Genomic DNA, 15,099 nt, shown 5'->3' with positions numbered 1-15,099 from the left:
AAGAATTCGTCATGGCAAAGATGCAAGCGAAAGTTCAGGCTGACGAACGCGACGACGGCCTGCGCGAAAAGATGATTTCGGTCAACCGCGTGACCAAGGTCGTGAAGGGTGGCCGGATTCTCGGCTTCGCCGCACTGACCGTGGTTGGCGACGGTGACGGCCGGATCGGCATGGGCAAGGGCAAGGCCAAGGAAGTTCCGGTCGCCGTTCAAAAGGCAATGGAACAGGCCCGCCGCAACATGTTCAAGGTGCCCCTGAAGAACGGCACGCTGCAACACGAAGTGCACGGCAAGCACGGCGCATCGGCGGTCCTCCTCGCTCCGGCGAAGGACGGTACCGGCGTGATCGCTGGCGGCCCGATGCGCGCAGTGTTCGACGTGATGGGCGTGCAAAACGTTGTGGCCAAGAGCCACGGTTCGACGAACCCGTACAACCTCGTTCGCGCAACGCTGGACGGTCTGCGCAAGCAGTCGACCCCGGCCGACATCGCGGCGAAGCGTGGTAAGTCCGTCGAAGACATTCTGGGCTAAGGTGGTCACCATGTCTGAAAAAACTGTCAAGGTTCAGCTCGTCAAGAGTCTGATCGGGACCCGCGAAACGCACCGGGCGACGGTGCGTGGCCTCGGCCTGCGCCGCCTCAACTCGGTCTCCGAGTTGCAGGACACGCCGGCAGTGCGCGGGATGATCAACAAGGTTTCGTACCTCGTTAAGGTCATCAGCTAAGCGGCTGACCCTAGGATCCAAGGAGTTGAACATGGAATTGAATAACCTGAAGCCGGCAGAAGGCGCGAAGCACGCTAAGCGTCGCGTCGGTCGCGGTATTGGTTCGGGCCTCGGCAAGACCGCCGGCCGCGGCCATAAGGGTCAGAAATCGCGTTCGGGCGGCTTTCACAAGGTCGGCTTCGAAGGCGGTCAGATGCCTCTGCAGCGTCGTCTGCCGAAGCGTGGCTTTACCTCGCTGACGAAGGAATTCGTCGGTGAAGTGCGCCTCTCTGATCTGGAAAAGCTGCCGGTCGACGAAATCGATCTGTTGGCGCTGAAGCAAGCGGGTCTGGTCGGCGAACTCATCAAGAGCGCAAAGATCATCAAGACCGGCGAGATTACGCGCAAGGTCACGGTGAAGGGCCTGACGGCAACGAAGGGCGCCCGTGAGGCAATCGAAGCCGCTGGCGGCTCGTTCGCCGAGTAACGCGCTTTCGCCGTTACTAGCACTAGCATCGGAGAAGGTACTTGGCTAACAGCCCGAGTCTCGCAAAAACCGGTCGAAGCGCGGCGAAATTCGGCGATCTGCGTCGGCGTGCAGTGTTCCTGCTGCTGGCGCTGATCGTCTACCGCATTGGTGCGCATATTCCGGTACCCGGCATCGATCCGGATCAACTGGCCAAGCTGTTCCAAAGCCAGTCAGGCGGCATCCTGGGCATGTTCAACATGTTCTCGGGTGGCGCGCTGTCGCGATTCACGATCTTTGCACTGGGCATCATGCCCTACATTTCGGCGTCGATCATCATGCAGTTGCTGTCGATCGTGTCGCCGCAGATGGAGGCGTTGAAGAAGGAAGGGCAAGCGGGACAACGGAAGATCACGCAGTACACGCGTATCTTTACGGTGGTTCTGGCGACCTTCCAGGCGTTCGGTATCGCGGTTGCGCTGGAAAATCAGCCGGCTTTGGTGCTGGACCCCGGCATGGTGTTCCGGCTGACGACGGTCGTCACGCTGGTGACGGGCACGATGTTCCTGATGTGGCTCGGTGAGCAGATCACGGAGCGCGGTCTCGGCAACGGCATCTCGATCATCATCTTCGGTGGTATCGCGGCGGGCTTCCCGAACGCAATCGGTGGCCTGTTCGAGCTGGTTCGCACCGGTTCGATGAGCATCATCTCGGCGATCATCATCGTCGTGTTGATCGCGGCGGTCACGTATCTGGTCGTGTTCATCGAACGCGGTCAACGCAAGATCCTCGTGAACTACGCTAAGCGCCAGGTCGGTAACAAGATTTACGGCGGACAGTCATCTCATCTGCCGCTGAAGCTGAACATGTCGGGTGTGATTCCGCCGATCTTCGCATCGTCGATCATTCTCTTCCCGGCAACCATCCTGAACTGGTTCAGTTCGGGTACGCGCACCAACTGGTTCGCGAACACGCTGCACAACGTGGCCGAGGCGCTGAAGCCCGGTCAGCCCGTGTACGTGCTGCTGTATGCGTTGGCGATCGTTTTCTTCTGCTTCTTCTACACCGCACTGGTGTTCAACAGCCGAGAGACCGCCGACAACTTGAAGAAGAGCGGTGCTTTCGTTCCGGGTATCCGTCCGGGCGATCAGACTGCACGATATATCGACCGCATCCTGACGCGTCTCACGCTGGCTGGTGCGATCTACATCGTATTCGTGTGCCTGCTGCCTGAGTTTCTGGTGTTGCGCTGGAACGTGCCGTTTTATTTTGGTGGAACGTCGCTGCTGATCATTGTCGTCGTCACGATGGACTTCATGGCTCAGGTGCAGTCGTACGTTATGTCGCAACAATATGAATCGCTGCTCAAGAAGGCAAACTTCAAGGGTGGCAACGTCCCGATGCGTTAATAAGGACTATGGCCAAAGACGATGTTATCCAGATGCAGGGTGAGGTCATCGAAAACCTTCCCAACGCTACTTTCCGGGTGAAATTGGAAAATGGCCATGTCGTCCTGGGACATATCTCCGGAAAGATGCGGATGCACTACATCCGCATCCTGCCGGGCGACAAGGTTACGGTTGAATTGACGCCTTACGATCTGTCTCGTGCACGGATCGTGTTCCGGGCGAAGTGATTTGAAAAAAGGGTAATATCATGAAAGTGATGGCATCGGTTAAGCGCATTTGCCGCAATTGCAAGATCATCAAGCGCAAGGGCGTTGTGCGCGTGATTTGCAGCTCTGATCCGCGCCACAAACAGCGTCAAGGCTGAACGCCGCGCTTTTGCTTGCGCTTTTTGTTTGAGGAAAAACAATGGCTCGTATCGCAGGGGTTAACATCCCGAATCACCAGCATACCGAGATCGGCCTGACGGCAATCTTCGGCATCGGTCGCACGCGTTCCCGCGGCATTTGCACGGCAGCTGGTGTGGAATTTTCGAAGAAGGTCAAGGACCTCACTGACGCAGACCTCGAAAAGCTGCGTGACGAAGTGGGCAAGTTCATCGTCGAAGGCGACCTGCGTCGTGAAGTGACGATGAATATCAAGCGCCTGATGGACTTGGGTTGCTACCGCGGCATGCGCCATCGCAAGGGTCTGCCCCTGCGTGGCCAGCGTACGCGCACGAATGCCCGTACCCGTAAGGGTCCGCGTCGTGCAGCGCAATCGCTGAAGAAGTAAGCGGAACTGACAGTTACAGGAAAACGTAATGGCTAAGGCTTCGAACAACTCCGCGGCGCAACGCGTTCGCAAGAAGGTCAAGAAGAACGTCGCCGAGGGCGTGGTTCACGTTCACGCGTCGTTCAACAACACCATTATCACGATCACTGACCGTCAAGGTAACGCGCTGGCATGGGCGACCTCGGGTGGTCAGGGCTTCAAGGGCTCGCGTAAGTCGACGCCGTTTGCAGCTCAGGTCGCAGCCGAATCGGCTGGCCGCGTGGCATTGGAATACGGCGTGAAGAACCTCGAAGTGCGGATCAAGGGCCCCGGTCCTGGCCGCGAATCGGCGGTGCGCGCGCTGCATGGTCTTGGCATCAAGATCACCGCGATCTCCGACGTGACGCCGGTCCCGCACAACGGCTGCCGTCCGCCGAAGCGCCGTCGTATCTAAAGTCCGACGACGCGACCGCACGTTTTCCTGTCGATGCGAAAGTATCGGCGGGTTTCGTGCGTTATGAAGTTTTGACTAAGCCCACCGTTCGGCCCAAGGGGTTCGGACTAGCGCAGACGAAAGTGTGCGTGATCAATATTTAAGGATGCAAAGTGGCACGCTATACCGGTCCCAAAGCAAAACTGTCCCGCCGTGAAGGCACCGATCTGTTCCTGAAGAGCGCACGCCGCTCCCTCGCTGACAAGTGCAAGCTCGACAGCAAGCCCGGCCAGCACGGCCGCACCTCGGGCGCGCGTACGTCCGACTACGGCACCCAGTTGCGCGAGAAGCAGAAAGTGAAGCGTATCTACGGCGTGCTGGAGCGTCAGTTCCGCCGCTACTTCGCTGAAGCCGACCGCCGCAAGGGTCCGACGGGCGAAAACCTGCTGCAATTGCTCGAATCGCGTCTCGACAACGTCGTCTATCGCATGGGCTTCGGCTCGACGCGCGCCGAAGCGCGTCAGCTCGTGAGCCACAAGTCGATCATGGTGAACGGCCAAGTCGTGAACATTCCGTCGATGCAAGTGAAGTCGGGCGACGTCGTGTCCGTGCGCGAGCAGTCGCGCAAGCAGGCTCGTATCGTCGAAGCCCTGTCGCTGGCCGAGCAAGGCGGAATGCCGAGCTGGGTGTCGGTCGACGCGAAGAAGTTCGAAGGCACGTTCAAGTCGATGCCGGAGCGTAGCGACATCGCTGGCGACATCAACGAAAGCCTGATCGTCGAATTGTATTCGCGTTAATCGCGGCGGTAATGGATTAACAGCCGGGGAGCCTGATTGCTCGTGGCAAGGGGTGGCCTCGGCTGTTTATTTTCAGGTTGTTACCGGTCAGCCTTATCGGTGTAACGAGCCGAGGGTATTGAAAAGGAAAACCTATGCAAACCAGTTTGTTGAAGCCCAAGATCATTGCAGTTGAATCGCTTGGTGAAAACCATGCGAAGGTGGTTATGGAGCCGTTCGAACGCGGCTATGGCCACACCTTGGGTAACGCGCTTCGGCGCGTGCTGCTGTCGTCGATGATCGGCTACGCGCCGACCGAAGTGACGATCGCAGGCGTCGTGCATGAATACTCGACGCTCGATGGTGTGCAAGAGGATGTGGTCAACCTGCTGTTGAACCTGAAGGGCGTCGTCTTCAAGCTGCACAACCGCGATGAAGTCACGGTGACGCTGCGCAAGGAAGGCGAAGGGCTCGTGACGGCCGGCGATATCGAACTCGCGCACGACTGCGAGGTGATCAACCCGGAGCACGTAGTCGCACACCTGTCGAAGGGCGGCAAGCTCGACGTTCAGATCAAGATCGAAAAGGGCCGCGGCTATGTGCCGGGCAACGTGCGTCGTTACGGTGAAGAGTCGGCGAAGATCATCGGCCGCATCGTGCTGGACGCGTCGTTCTCGCCGGTTCGCCGCGTGAGTTATGCGGTGGAAAGCGCGCGCGTCGAACAGCGTACCGACCTCGACAAGCTCGTGATGAACATCGAGACCAACGGCGTGATTTCGCCGGAAGAAGCGATTCGCCAGTCGGCTCGTATTCTGGTCGACCAGTTGTCGGTGTTCGCCGCGCTCGAAGGCACCGAAGCGGCAGCGGAAGCGCCGTCGCGCGCGCCGCAGATCGATCCGATCCTCCTGCGTCCGGTGGATGACCTCGAACTCACGGTTCGTTCCGCGAACTGCCTGAAGGCCGAGAACATCTATTACATCGGCGATCTGATCCAGCGCACGGAAAACGAGCTGCTGAAGACGCCGAACCTGGGCCGCAAGTCGCTGAACGAAATCAAGGAAGTGCTCGCTTCGCGCGGTCTGACGCTGGGTATGAAGCTCGAAAACTGGCCGCCGGCTGGTCTCGACAAGTAATAGACGAAGTCGCTGCGTAACTTTGCAAAGACGCGGATTCTGCTTTAAAATCCGCGTCTTGCTTTATTTTCGACCGGCCCGTGCGCTGATGTAGGGCGCAATAGAAGAGCTGGATCAAAACTCGTTAAAGGAACTGAAAATGCGTCATAAGCATGGTCTGCGGAAACTGAACCGCACGAGCAGCCATCGTCTGGCAATGCTCCGCAATATGTCCAATTCGCTCATCGAGCACGAAGTCATCAAGACGACGCTGCCGAAGGCCAAGGAACTGCGCAAGGTCGTCGAGCCCCTCATCACGCTCGGCAAGAAGCCGTCGCTCGCGAACCGCCGTCTGGCGTTCAACCGCCTGCGCGATCGTGATTCCGTCGCGAAGCTGTTCGACGTCCTCGGCCCGCGCTACGCGAACCGTCCGGGCGGCTACCTCAGCATCCTGAAGTTCGGTTTCCGCGTCGGCGACAACGCCCCGATGGCGCTGGTCCAGTTGATGGATCGCCCGGAAGTCGAAGAAACGGAAGAAGTGCAAGAAGCGGAATAAATTCCGTTTCCAGCTGTTAGCAGAAAGGCCAGGCTCGATGCTTGGCCTTTTTTGCTTTCTGCCTGCGACGTTGCGGCGCGCCGATGCGTAAAAGTGTGTGTCAGCCGCCGATGCTACGATAGATGGCTAGTCTGCCGTTTTGGGAGTACCGCGTGAACGTTCCTGTCGTTTTGATTCTTTCCACGCTGCCTGACGCCGCCGCGGCCGATGCGCTCGCGCAGGCTGCGCTGGACGCGCGGCTCGCCGCGTGCGTGACGAGCCTCGGCGCGGTGTCCTCGCAGTATCACTGGAAGGGCGCGCTGGAGTCGTCGCAGGAAGTGCAGTTGTTGTTCAAGACGAGCATCGCGCGCAGCGAAGAGTTGCAGCGCTTCGTCGAGGCTCGGCATCCGTACGAAACACCCGAAATCCTCGTCTGGCAGGTGAACGCATCGCCCGGCTACGGTCAGTGGGTCAACGCAGAAACGCAGCGCCCTCTTCATGTGTGAGTTTTCCCGTCTTTTCGCGCGGCGATTCTTCGGCGCGTTCCTGTTTCTGGCAGCGTTCGCATTGCTGTCGGGCGCCGCGCGCGCAGCGGACGATTTCCTCGATCCCGATGTCGCGTTCAGGTTCAGCGCATCGGAGAAGCCCGGCGAAGTGGACGTGCGCTACAAGATCGCCGACGGCTACTACATGTACCGTGAGCGCTTCGCGTTCGCCGTGAAGAGCGGCGATGCGACCATCGGCGCTGCGCAACTGCCGGCGGGCAAAGTCCACTTCGATCAGACGTTCAACAAGGACGTCGAGACCTATCGCGGAGAGTTGCACATCCGCATTCCCGTCATGCAGGCAAAGGGTCCTTTCGAACTCGCGGTGACGTCGCAAGGATGCGCGGATCAGGGCATCTGCTATCCGCCGATGGAGAAGACCTACCGTGTCAGAGGCGACGCGCTGCAACCGGCAGGCGTCGCGCCGACTGGCCCCAAGGCAGACACGGACAGTTCGTGGTTCGAGCGCGCAACGAGCGCGGACTACGCGCAGTCCATGCTCGAAGGCGGCGGATTCCTCACGGTCGTCGGCATGTATTTTCTGGCCGGCATGGTGCTGAGCCTCTTGCCGTGCTCGTATCCGATGATTCCGATTCTGTCCGCGATCATCGTCGGAGAGGGCGCGCGCGTAACGCGTTCGCGCGGGTTCGCGCTGTCGGTTTCGTATGTGATCGGCATGGCGCTCGTCTACACGGTGCTCGGTATCGTTGCCGCGCTGATCGGACAAAGCCTCGGCGCGTGGTTGCAGAATCCCTGGGTGCTCGGCGCGTTCGGCCTGCTGCTCGCGGCGTTTGCAGTCGCGCTGATTTCAGGCGTCGATATCGCGTTGCCCGAACGCTGGCAAAGCGGTGTGAACGAGGCGTCGCAGAAGCGCAGCGGCGGCAAGTTTGCGGCGGTGGCGGTGATGGGCGCGTTATCCGCGCTCGTCGTCGGCGCGTGCATGACAGCGCCGCTTTTCGCGGTGCTCGCATTCATCGCGCATACCGGCAACGCCGTGCTCGGCGGCGCGGCGCTTTTCGCGATGGGTATCGGGCTAGGCGTGCCGCTTTTGATCATCGGCTTGGGCGCGGGATCGGTCCTGCCTCGCGCGGGCGCCTGGATGGACGGCGTGAAGGTGTTCTTCGGCGTGGTCCTGCTCGCGGCCGCGCTGTGGATCGTGTGGCCGGTTATCGGCGGTGTCGCGCAGATGCTGCTCGTGGCGTTGTGGCTTTTGATCGCGGCTGCATCGCTCGGATTGTTCTCGTCGGGCACGTCGACGCCTGTCGGCGTCTGGAAACGACTCGGACGCGGGCTCGCCGCGGCGTTCGCGGTCTGGGCCGCGACGCTGCTCGTCGGCCTTGCTGCGGGTTCGACGGATCCGCTGCGCCCGCTCGCGGTCCTCGCTTCCCGAGGCGCGTCGTCCGCGTCTGCGAATGCGCAAGCGGAAGGACCCACGTTCGCGCTGGTGCGTTCGTCGGCGGAGCTGGATTCCGCCGTGAAGGCCGCCGCGCGACCTGCGATGCTCGACTTCTACGCCGATTGGTGCGTCTCCTGCAAGGAGATGGAGAAGCTGACTTTCTCCGATGCCCGCGTGCAAGCGCGGCTCGCGCAGTTGAATCTTCTGCGCGCCGACGTGACCGCCAACAACGCGGACGACCAGGCGCTTCTCAAGCGCTTCAAGCTTTTCGGGCCGCCGGGCATCATCTTCTTCGATGCGCAAGGCAACGAAGTCGCCCGCGTGGTCGGGTACGAATCGGCCGATACTTTCCTGAAGAGTCTCGACCGGGTCGGGACGTCGAACGGATAAAAAAAAAGGGCGATGCATCGAGCATCGCCCTCTTCATATCGCCACTCAGAGACTCACTTCGACGCCCGCAGAATTCGCGCCGCATCCAGCGCGAAATACGTCAGCACGCCATCCGCGCCCGCGCGTTTGAACGCGAGCAGCGCTTCCATCATCACCTTGTCGTGGTCGATCCAGCCGTTTTGCGACGCGGCCTTGATCATCGCGTACTCGCCGCTGACCTGATACGCGTACGTCGGGAAGCGGAATTCGTCCTTCACGCGGCGCACGATGTCGAGATACGGCATGCCCGGCTTGACCATCACCATGTCCGCGCCTTCCTCGATGTCCATGCGCACTTCGCGCATCGCTTCATCGGAGTTGGCCGGGTCCATCTGATACGTCATTTTGTTGCCCTTGCCGAGATTCGCGGCCGAGCCGACTGCGTCGCGGAACGGGCCGTAGAAGGCCGACGCGTACTTCGCCGCGTACGCCATGATGCGCGTGTGGATGTGGTTCTCACTTTCGAGCATCTCGCGGATCGCACCGATGCGACCGTCCATCATGTCCGACGGCGCCACGATATCGACACCCGCTTCCGCCTGCGTGCGCGCCTGCTCGACGAGAATTTCGCTCGTTTCGTCGTTCTTCACGTAGCCTTCCTCGTCGAGCACGCCGTCCTGGCCATGGCTCGTGTACGGATCGAGCGCGACGTCCGTCAGCACGCCGAGCATCGGGAAGTTTTTTTTCAGCTCGCGCACGGCGCGCGGAATAAGACCTTCCGGATTCGTGGCTTCGCGGCCATCCGGCGTTTTGATCGACGGCTCGATCGCCGGAAAGAGCGACAGCACCGGCACACCCAGTTCGACGCACTGCTCGGCGACCTTCATGAGGAGATCGACGGATGTGCGCTCGACGCCCGGCATCGACGGCACCGCTTGGCGCACATTCGTGCCTTCGACGATGAACACCGGATAAATGAGGTCGTTCGTCGTGAGGAGGTTCTCGCGCATCAGACGGCGTGAGAAGTCATCCCGGCGCATCCGGCGCGGGCGATGGTGGGGGTAGAAGCTCATGTCTTGACTCGAATTGGAATGGTCTTCGGGAGATCGCAAAAACGGCTTTCTGAAATGCGTAAATCCTTGCCGAACAAGCACTTGGACGCGTCTGAAACCGTTTTGAGACAATGGTATATCATACCGATCGAGCGAGGCGCTTGCCGCCGGACTCCCCGCTTCTCCTCCCTGAGCGGGTGCCTGTCGATGTTCGATTAGGCTGTTAACCCGCCGTCATGCGGCGGGTTTTTTTATGCCGCCGCGTGCTCGCGACGTTTCATCCGGCTGCGTCTTGTGACGCGTTCTCGCCGGCTTCCCCGGGCATCAGCCAGCTTTCGATCTGTTCGTGCGCTTCTTCGAGTCCAGTGCGCTTGAGCGCGGAGAAGAGTTGCACCGTGAGTTCGCCGCGATAGCCCGCATCCTTGTATTCGGCCAGCGACTTCTTCGTCGCGCGCAGGGCGTTGGTCATCTCCTGTCGCGTCAATTTGTCGCATTTTGTGAGCAGCGCGTGAATCGGCTTTCCGGTCGGCGCGAACCAGTCGATCATGATGCGATCGAGGTCGGTAAGCGGCCGGCGCGAATCCATCATCAGGATCATGCCGCGTAGTTGAGCTCGGCTCTGGAGGTAAGTCGACAACAGACGCTGCCAGTGCTCCTTCGCGGCGCCCGGCACTTCGGCGTAACCGTAGCCGGGAAGATCGACGAGATAGCCGGTCGGCGCGGCTTCCGGCCCTACGGAGAAGTAGTTGATGTGCTGCGTGCGTCCCGGCGTCTTACTGGCGAACGCGAGCCGCTTCTGGTTGCACAGAATGTTGATGGCCGTCGATTTTCCAGCGTTCGAGCGTCCCCCGAACGCGATTTCGGGCTGCGGCGTCGGCGGCAGATCGCGCAAATGATTGACGGTCGTGAAGAAGCGGGATTGGTGAAGCAGAAATGACATGGCGGGCCCAATCGAAAGAGCTGCGAAAACTTCAAGCCTTGAGAACCCGGCACATACTGGGCATGCCCCGACTGGCGTCTTTGCGTGGAGCGGGTTATTGTACAATACGACGGATTTTTAAAGACCAGCACGGGCACGCAAGACCCAGGCCGCAGGCGGCACCCACAGAGGAGCGAGACAGTTTTCGGGGCACTTTTTGAGCCTCTTCGTTCAGCGAGTTCGGGTATCTTGCGGTGATAATCGGTCGCCGTCGTTTTTTGCAGAACCTCACATTCTCACAAGACGAAAAACAGGGTACGCGAATGAACCGACTGTACAGGTCTCTGGTGGTGATTCGAGCAGCGGCGGCTTTCGGTGCGGGTTTGAGTGGACTAGCGGTGTCGGTGAATGCGGCGGAGCCTGCCCAAGCGGCGAAGCCGGATGTGGCGCGAGGCCAGGCCATCGCGACCCAGGTGTGCGCGGCGTGTCACGCAGCGGACGGCAACAGCGCCGGCGCCGCGTTTCCGAAACTCGCGGGGCAGCACGCCGAATACATCGTCAAGCAGTTGAAGGATTACAAGACGCAGCCGGGCGCGAAGGCGCCGGCGCGCAACAATCCGATCATGGCGGGCATTGCGGGCGCGCTGTCGGATCAGGACATGGTGAACGTCGCGGCGTATTTCGCGTCGCAGAAGGCCAAGCCCAACTACGCGCGTGACAAGAACGACGTCGCGCTGGGTCAGAAAATTTACCGCGGCGGCATCGCGGACAAGGGCGTGCCAGCGTGCGCGGCTTGCCACGGTGCGACCGGCATGGGCATTCCGGTGCAGTATCCGCGGCTGTCGTGGCAGTGGGGCGACTACACGGTGGCACAGTTGAACGCCTTCGCATCGGGACAACGCGCCAACAGTGAGCCGATGCACCAGATTTCCTCGCGCCTGAACGAAGCGGAGATGAAGGCGGTTGCCGACTACATCGCCGGCTTGCATTAAGCGCGCAGCAGTCAGCGTCCAGCGGTTCCCGGCGGCAATCGCGGGAATCGCCCATACTACGAAGCCGGTCCCGGGAAGATCCGAGAAGGCCGGCGCGAGAACAAGAAAAGGGTGGGACGTCGGTCGATGAGACCGCCAGCGTCTCCACCCTTTTTTGCTGTCCAGCCGGAGTTTGAATGAGCGTCACCACATCGAGTTTGCAGTCGAAGTCGGCCCGTCGGGCCATCCGACATTTCGTCGAACTCGTCAGTTCGATGCGCTTCGCCATCGCGTTGCTCGTCATTCTGGCGATCGCGAGCATCATCGGTACGGTGCTCACGCAAGAAGACCCGTATCCCAACTACGTGAATCAGTTCGGTCCGTTCTGGGCCGACATCTTCCGCGGCCTGAGCCTCTACAACGTGTACAGCGCGTGGTGGTTCATGCTCATCCTGATCTTCCTCGTGATTTCGGTGTCGCTGTGCGTCGTGCGCAATAGCCCGAAGATGATCGCGGACCTCAAGAGCTGGAAGGATCGCGTGCATGAAGGCGGCCTGCGCGCATTCCATCACAAGGGCGAATTCACGGTTTCGACGAACCGCGCGCAGACAGCCGCGACGCTCGAGCGGCTCGCCGCGAAGATGGGCTACCGCACCGTCACGCGCCAGACCGACAACGGCGCGACGCTCATCGCCGGCAAGCGCGGCGCGATGACGAAGATCGGCTATATCTCGGCGCACGTCGCGATCGTCGTGATCTGTATCGGAGGGCTGCTCGACAGCAATCTGCCCATCAAATTGCAGATGTGGATGTTCAACAAGACGCCGATCAACAGCAACGCCGTCATCAACGACATTCCGCGCGAGCATCGTCTTTCGACGTCGAACCCGACTTTCCGCGGCTACGCGTGGGTGCCGGAAGGGCAAAACGTCGGCACGGCGATCCTGAATCAGCAGGACGGCTCGATCATTCAGGATCTGCCCTTCTCGATTCAGTTGAACAAGTTCATCGTCGATTATTACTCGACCGGCATGCCGAAGCTCTTCGCGAGCGACATCGTCGTGATCGATCACAAGACGGGCAAGCGCATTCCGGCGCGCGTCGAGGTGAACAAGCCGTTCACGTACGACGGCATCTCGATCTATCAGTCGAGCTTTCAGGACGGCGGCTCGAAGCTCGAAATGACCGCGTGGCCGATGGCCGGCGGCAGCGCGAAGACCGAGCCTTTCAACGGCACGATCGGCGGCACGTCGCCCATCGGCACGCAGTTCACCGGCGCGCAGGGTGAAACCGTCGAGTTCACGGATTTCCGCGCGATCAACGTCGAGAACATGACAGACGGCAGCGGCGCGCCGGACGCGCGCGGCGTCGGCAAGCAGGAAACGCTGCGCGACGCGTTCGACGAGCGTCTCGGCTCCGGCGCGAAGACCTCGAAGCCGACGGATCTACGCAACATCGGCCCTTCGGTGCAATACAAGGTGCGCGGTACGGACGGTCAGGCGCGCGAGTACAGCAATTACATGCTGCCGGTCGACGTGAGCGGGCAGCGCATGTTCCTCGCGGGCATGCGCGTGAGCCCGAACGATCCATTCCGCTACTTGCGCATTCCCGCCGACGAACAGGGCACGATCAAACAGTGGATGGACCTGCGCGCCGCGCTTGCCACGCCCGCGACGCGCGCCGCAGCCGCGCATCGTTTCGCGTTGCGCTCGGTACCGCAGGAAAACCGCGAATTGCAGGAACATCTGGAAGAAAGCGCGGTTCGCGTGCTGAATCTCTTCGCCGGCGTCGACGAAACAGGCAAGGCGACGACGAATCCCCAGATGATTGGCGGCTTTCAGAGCATCGCGACGTTCATCGACCGCTCGGTGCCGAAGGGTGAGCAGGAAAAAGCCGCGGGCCTTTTGATGCGCATGCTCGAAGGCGCGATGTGGGACGTATGGCAGATTTCCCGAGAGCAAAACGGCCAGCCCGACGCTAAAGTGGATGACAAGAACTCCGCGTTCGTTCAGGCGTCCATCAACGCGCTTTCCGACAGCTTTCTGTACGGTTCGCCCGTCTTTCTGCAACTGGACAACTTCAGGCAGGTGCAAGCTTCGGTATTCCAGTTGACGCGCGCGCCGGGTAAAAATCTGGTGTATCTTGGCAGCCTTCTGCTGGTGGTCGGGATTTTCTCGATGTTCTACGTCCGCGAACGCCGGCTCTGGTTCTGGCTCAAAGATGCAGGACAGGGCGGCGCCAGCGTGCTGATGGCAATGTCCACGGCGCGCCGGACGTTCGATTTCGAGAAGGAGTTCGTACGCACGCGCGCGCGAATCGCGACGGCGCTCGACGCGAAGCCGGCAGAACCGGCCGAACCGTCCCCGGCATCCAGTGCGCCCCCGCACTCGCAATCCGAGACTCCGAGCTCGGAAGTTTCGACACGGTAAGATCATGGACCTCACACAGACTTCCTCGCACGCCTCCGCCAAAACGGAACGTCCGGCATCGGGCCTTCCCGATGTCGCCGTGTTCGACGATCGTCCGTTCCTGCGCCGGCTGACGCCGATCGACTGGCTCTTCGCCCTCGCGATGGTCGCAGGCGCGGGTTTCGCGCTGAACCGCTATCACGCATACATGGACGTGTACGACACGGCGGTGCTGGTCGGCGCGGTGCCTACGTTCGTCGTGCTGGGATGGCGCTGGAAACCGGTTCGCCTGCTGATCGCGATGATCGCAGTGCTCGCGCTGTCGTCGATCCAGCTTTACCAGCACGATCTGGCGCGCGCCGACACCAACTTCTTCCTCAAATACTTCCTGTCCAGCCAATCCGCGATTCTATGGATGAGCGCGCTTTTCATCCTCGCGACGCTCTTTTACTGGATCGGTCTGGTGACGCGCTCGCAGACCGGCGGCGCGATCGGCTCGCGCATGACGTGGGTCGCGGTGCTGATGGGCTTCACCGGTCTGATGGTGCGCTGGTACGAGTCGTACATGATCGGCTCGGACGTCGGCCATATTCCGATCTCGAATCTGTATGAAGTGTTCGTGCTGTTCTGCCTGATCACGGCGCTCTTCTATCTCTACTACGAACAGCACTATTCGACGCGGCAGATGGGCGCGTTCGTGCTGCTCGTGATCAGCGCGGCTGTCGGATTCCTGATGTGGTATTCGATCGCTCGCGACGCGCAGCAGATTCAACCGCTCGTGCCCGCGCTGCAAAGCTGGTGGATGAAGATCCACGTGCCGGCGAACTTCATCGGTTATGGCAGCTTTGCGCTCTCGGCGATGGTTTCCGTCGCGTATCTCGCGAAACAGCGCGGCTTCATGGCGGACCGCCTCCCCTCGCTCGAAGTCCTCGACGACGTGATGTACAAGTCGATCGCCGTCGGTTTCGCGTTCTTCACCATCGCGACGATTCTCGGCGCGCTGTGGGCGGCGGAAGCCTGGGGCGGTTACTGGAGCTGGGACCCGAAGGAAACGTGGGCGCTGATCGTATGGCTGAATTACGCGGCGTGGCTGCATATGCGCCTCATGAAGGGGCTGCGTGGCGCGGCGGCGGCATGGTGGGCGCTGACTGGCCTGATCGTCACGACGTTCGCGTTCCTCGGCGTGAACATGTTCCTGTCGGGCTTGCATAGCTACGGCAAGCTCTGATCGGTTGAGCCGACTGTGAAAAACCGCC

18 protein-coding genes are annotated in these 15,099 nt (G+C 60.8%); 16 read left to right on the top strand and 2 right to left on the bottom strand.

Annotated features, from left to right (window positions below; all coding sequences use genetic code 11):
• Positions 1 to 11 precede the first annotated feature (11 nt).
• The 13 genes from rpsE (at position 12) to dsbD (ending at position 8,514) form a co-directional block, all read left to right on the top strand.
• On the top strand, positions 12 to 530 hold the full coding sequence (rpsE, locus tag NCS58_RS13385; RefSeq protein WP_008343875.1) for a 30S ribosomal protein S5: 519 nt from the start codon (positions 12 to 14) through the stop codon (positions 528 to 530).
• A gap of 10 nt (positions 531 to 540) precedes the next feature.
• Positions 541 to 723 (top strand): 50S ribosomal protein L30, encoded by a 183-nt coding sequence (gene rpmD, locus NCS58_RS13380; RefSeq protein WP_006052220.1) that lies wholly within the window; start codon positions 541 to 543, stop codon positions 721 to 723.
• A 31-nt stretch (positions 724 to 754) separates the two neighbouring features.
• Complete coding sequence (gene rplO / locus NCS58_RS13375) at positions 755 to 1,189, top strand: 50S ribosomal protein L15 (RefSeq protein ID WP_035506750.1); 435 nt, start codon at positions 755 to 757, stop codon at positions 1,187 to 1,189.
• Positions 1,190 to 1,230: 41 nt separating this feature from the next.
• Complete coding sequence (secY, locus tag NCS58_RS13370; RefSeq protein ID WP_008343935.1) at positions 1,231 to 2,577, top strand: preprotein translocase subunit SecY; 1,347 nt, start codon at positions 1,231 to 1,233, stop codon at positions 2,575 to 2,577.
• An 8-nt stretch (positions 2,578 to 2,585) separates the two neighbouring features.
• Positions 2,586 to 2,804 (top strand): translation initiation factor IF-1, encoded by a 219-nt coding sequence (infA, locus tag NCS58_RS13365; RefSeq protein WP_004521905.1) that lies wholly within the window; start codon positions 2,586 to 2,588, stop codon positions 2,802 to 2,804.
• Between the two features lie 20 nt (positions 2,805 to 2,824).
• Complete coding sequence (gene rpmJ, locus NCS58_RS13360) at positions 2,825 to 2,941, top strand: 50S ribosomal protein L36 (RefSeq protein ID WP_004199844.1); 117 nt, start codon at positions 2,825 to 2,827, stop codon at positions 2,939 to 2,941.
• A gap of 41 nt (positions 2,942 to 2,982) precedes the next feature.
• Positions 2,983 to 3,348 carry a 30S ribosomal protein S13 gene (gene rpsM, locus NCS58_RS13355; protein WP_008344037.1) on the top strand — a complete coding sequence of 122 codons (366 nt, stop codon included), beginning with the start codon at positions 2,983 to 2,985 and terminating at the stop codon, positions 3,346 to 3,348.
• 28 nt (positions 3,349 to 3,376) lie between these two features.
• Positions 3,377 to 3,781: a 30S ribosomal protein S11 gene (gene rpsK / locus NCS58_RS13350; RefSeq protein ID WP_035506748.1), complete on the top strand. Its 405-nt coding sequence runs from the start codon at positions 3,377 to 3,379 to the stop codon at positions 3,779 to 3,781.
• 152 nt (positions 3,782 to 3,933) lie between these two features.
• Positions 3,934 to 4,557, top strand: coding sequence for a 30S ribosomal protein S4 (rpsD, locus tag NCS58_RS13345; RefSeq protein WP_061120219.1), 624 nt, complete (start codon positions 3,934 to 3,936; stop codon positions 4,555 to 4,557).
• A 134-nt stretch (positions 4,558 to 4,691) separates the two neighbouring features.
• Entirely contained in the window at positions 4,692 to 5,669 is a 978-nt protein-coding gene (locus NCS58_RS13340; RefSeq protein WP_014192467.1) for a DNA-directed RNA polymerase subunit alpha, read from the top strand.
• Positions 5,670 to 5,808: 139 nt separating this feature from the next.
• Positions 5,809 to 6,204 (top strand): 50S ribosomal protein L17, encoded by a 396-nt coding sequence (rplQ, locus tag NCS58_RS13335; RefSeq protein ID WP_008344047.1) that lies wholly within the window; start codon positions 5,809 to 5,811, stop codon positions 6,202 to 6,204.
• Positions 6,205 to 6,356: 152 nt separating this feature from the next.
• On the top strand, positions 6,357 to 6,689 hold the full coding sequence (gene cutA / locus NCS58_RS13330) for a divalent-cation tolerance protein CutA (protein WP_061120236.1): 333 nt from the start codon (positions 6,357 to 6,359) through the stop codon (positions 6,687 to 6,689).
• A complete protein-coding gene (dsbD, locus tag NCS58_RS13325; protein ID WP_250538573.1) occupies positions 6,682 to 8,514 on the top strand; it encodes a protein-disulfide reductase DsbD in 1,833 nt (610 codons plus the stop codon). Before cutA ends, dsbD begins: the two co-directional genes overlap by 8 nt.
• A gap of 53 nt (positions 8,515 to 8,567) precedes the next feature.
• Here the strand turns inward: dsbD and hemB are convergent, their stop codons facing one another.
• Both hemB and yihA read right to left on the bottom strand, forming a co-directional pair.
• The gene (gene hemB, locus NCS58_RS13320; RefSeq protein ID WP_061120216.1) at positions 8,568 to 9,566 is read right to left on the bottom strand and encodes a porphobilinogen synthase; all 999 of its coding nucleotides are present in this window, start codon (positions 9,564 to 9,566) and stop codon (positions 8,568 to 8,570) included.
• Positions 9,567 to 9,822: 256 nt separating this feature from the next.
• Positions 9,823 to 10,485 carry a ribosome biogenesis GTP-binding protein YihA/YsxC gene (yihA, locus tag NCS58_RS13315; RefSeq protein WP_061120215.1) on the bottom strand — a complete coding sequence of 221 codons (663 nt, stop codon included), beginning with the start codon at positions 10,483 to 10,485 and terminating at the stop codon, positions 9,823 to 9,825.
• A 302-nt stretch (positions 10,486 to 10,787) separates the two neighbouring features.
• Between yihA and NCS58_RS13310 the strand changes: the two genes are divergently transcribed.
• The 3 genes from NCS58_RS13310 to ccsB all read left to right on the top strand — a co-directional run bounded on the left by NCS58_RS13310 (position 10,788) and on the right by ccsB (position 15,071).
• Positions 10,788 to 11,456, top strand: coding sequence for a cytochrome c (locus tag NCS58_RS13310; protein WP_250538572.1), 669 nt, complete (start codon positions 10,788 to 10,790; stop codon positions 11,454 to 11,456).
• A 176-nt stretch (positions 11,457 to 11,632) separates the two neighbouring features.
• Positions 11,633 to 13,864, top strand: a complete 2,232-nt coding sequence (locus NCS58_RS13305; protein ID WP_250538571.1) for a cytochrome c biogenesis protein ResB — start codon at positions 11,633 to 11,635, stop codon at positions 13,862 to 13,864.
• A 4-nt stretch (positions 13,865 to 13,868) separates the two neighbouring features.
• Entirely contained in the window at positions 13,869 to 15,071 is a 1,203-nt protein-coding gene (gene ccsB / locus NCS58_RS13300; RefSeq protein WP_061120212.1) for a c-type cytochrome biogenesis protein CcsB, read from the top strand.
• Positions 15,072 to 15,099: the final 28 nt, after the last annotated feature.

Origin of the sequence: Caballeronia sp. INML3B (assembly GCF_023631305.1) — a bacterium.
GTDB classification, from domain to species: domain Bacteria; phylum Pseudomonadota; class Gammaproteobacteria; order Burkholderiales; family Burkholderiaceae; genus Caballeronia; species Caballeronia turbans.
Note: the sequence above shows the minus strand (reverse complement) of the source record. Positions and strands in the feature narration are given on the sequence as shown.

Bases quoted from the DNA above. Each gene is read 5' to 3' on its own strand.
- rpsK (WP_035506748.1), top strand. From the start codon at position 3,377: ATGGCTAAGGCTTCGAACAACTCCGCGGCGCAACGCGTTCGCAAGAAG.
- rpsM (WP_008344037.1), top strand. From the start codon at position 2,983: ATGGCTCGTATCGCAGGGGTTAACATCCCGAATCACCAGCATACCGAG.
- hemB (WP_061120216.1), bottom strand. From the start codon at position 9,566: ATGAGCTTCTACCCCCACCATCGCCCGCGCCGGATGCGCCGGGATGAC.
- NCS58_RS13310 (WP_250538572.1), top strand. From the start codon at position 10,788: ATGAACCGACTGTACAGGTCTCTGGTGGTGATTCGAGCAGCGGCGGCT.
- dsbD (WP_250538573.1), top strand. From the start codon at position 6,682: ATGTGTGAGTTTTCCCGTCTTTTCGCGCGGCGATTCTTCGGCGCGTTC.
- ccsB (WP_061120212.1), top strand. From the start codon at position 13,869: ATGGACCTCACACAGACTTCCTCGCACGCCTCCGCCAAAACGGAACGT.
- rplO (WP_035506750.1), top strand. From the start codon at position 755: ATGGAATTGAATAACCTGAAGCCGGCAGAAGGCGCGAAGCACGCTAAG.
- rplQ (WP_008344047.1), top strand. From the start codon at position 5,809: ATGCGTCATAAGCATGGTCTGCGGAAACTGAACCGCACGAGCAGCCAT.
- rpsE (WP_008343875.1), top strand. From the start codon at position 12: ATGGCAAAGATGCAAGCGAAAGTTCAGGCTGACGAACGCGACGACGGC.
- yihA (WP_061120215.1), bottom strand. From the start codon at position 10,485: ATGTCATTTCTGCTTCACCAATCCCGCTTCTTCACGACCGTCAATCAT.
- NCS58_RS13340 (WP_014192467.1), top strand. From the start codon at position 4,692: ATGCAAACCAGTTTGTTGAAGCCCAAGATCATTGCAGTTGAATCGCTT.
- rpmD (WP_006052220.1), top strand. From the start codon at position 541: ATGTCTGAAAAAACTGTCAAGGTTCAGCTCGTCAAGAGTCTGATCGGG.
- infA (WP_004521905.1), top strand. From the start codon at position 2,586: ATGGCCAAAGACGATGTTATCCAGATGCAGGGTGAGGTCATCGAAAAC.
- rpmJ (WP_004199844.1), top strand. From the start codon at position 2,825: ATGAAAGTGATGGCATCGGTTAAGCGCATTTGCCGCAATTGCAAGATC.
- NCS58_RS13305 (WP_250538571.1), top strand. From the start codon at position 11,633: ATGAGCGTCACCACATCGAGTTTGCAGTCGAAGTCGGCCCGTCGGGCC.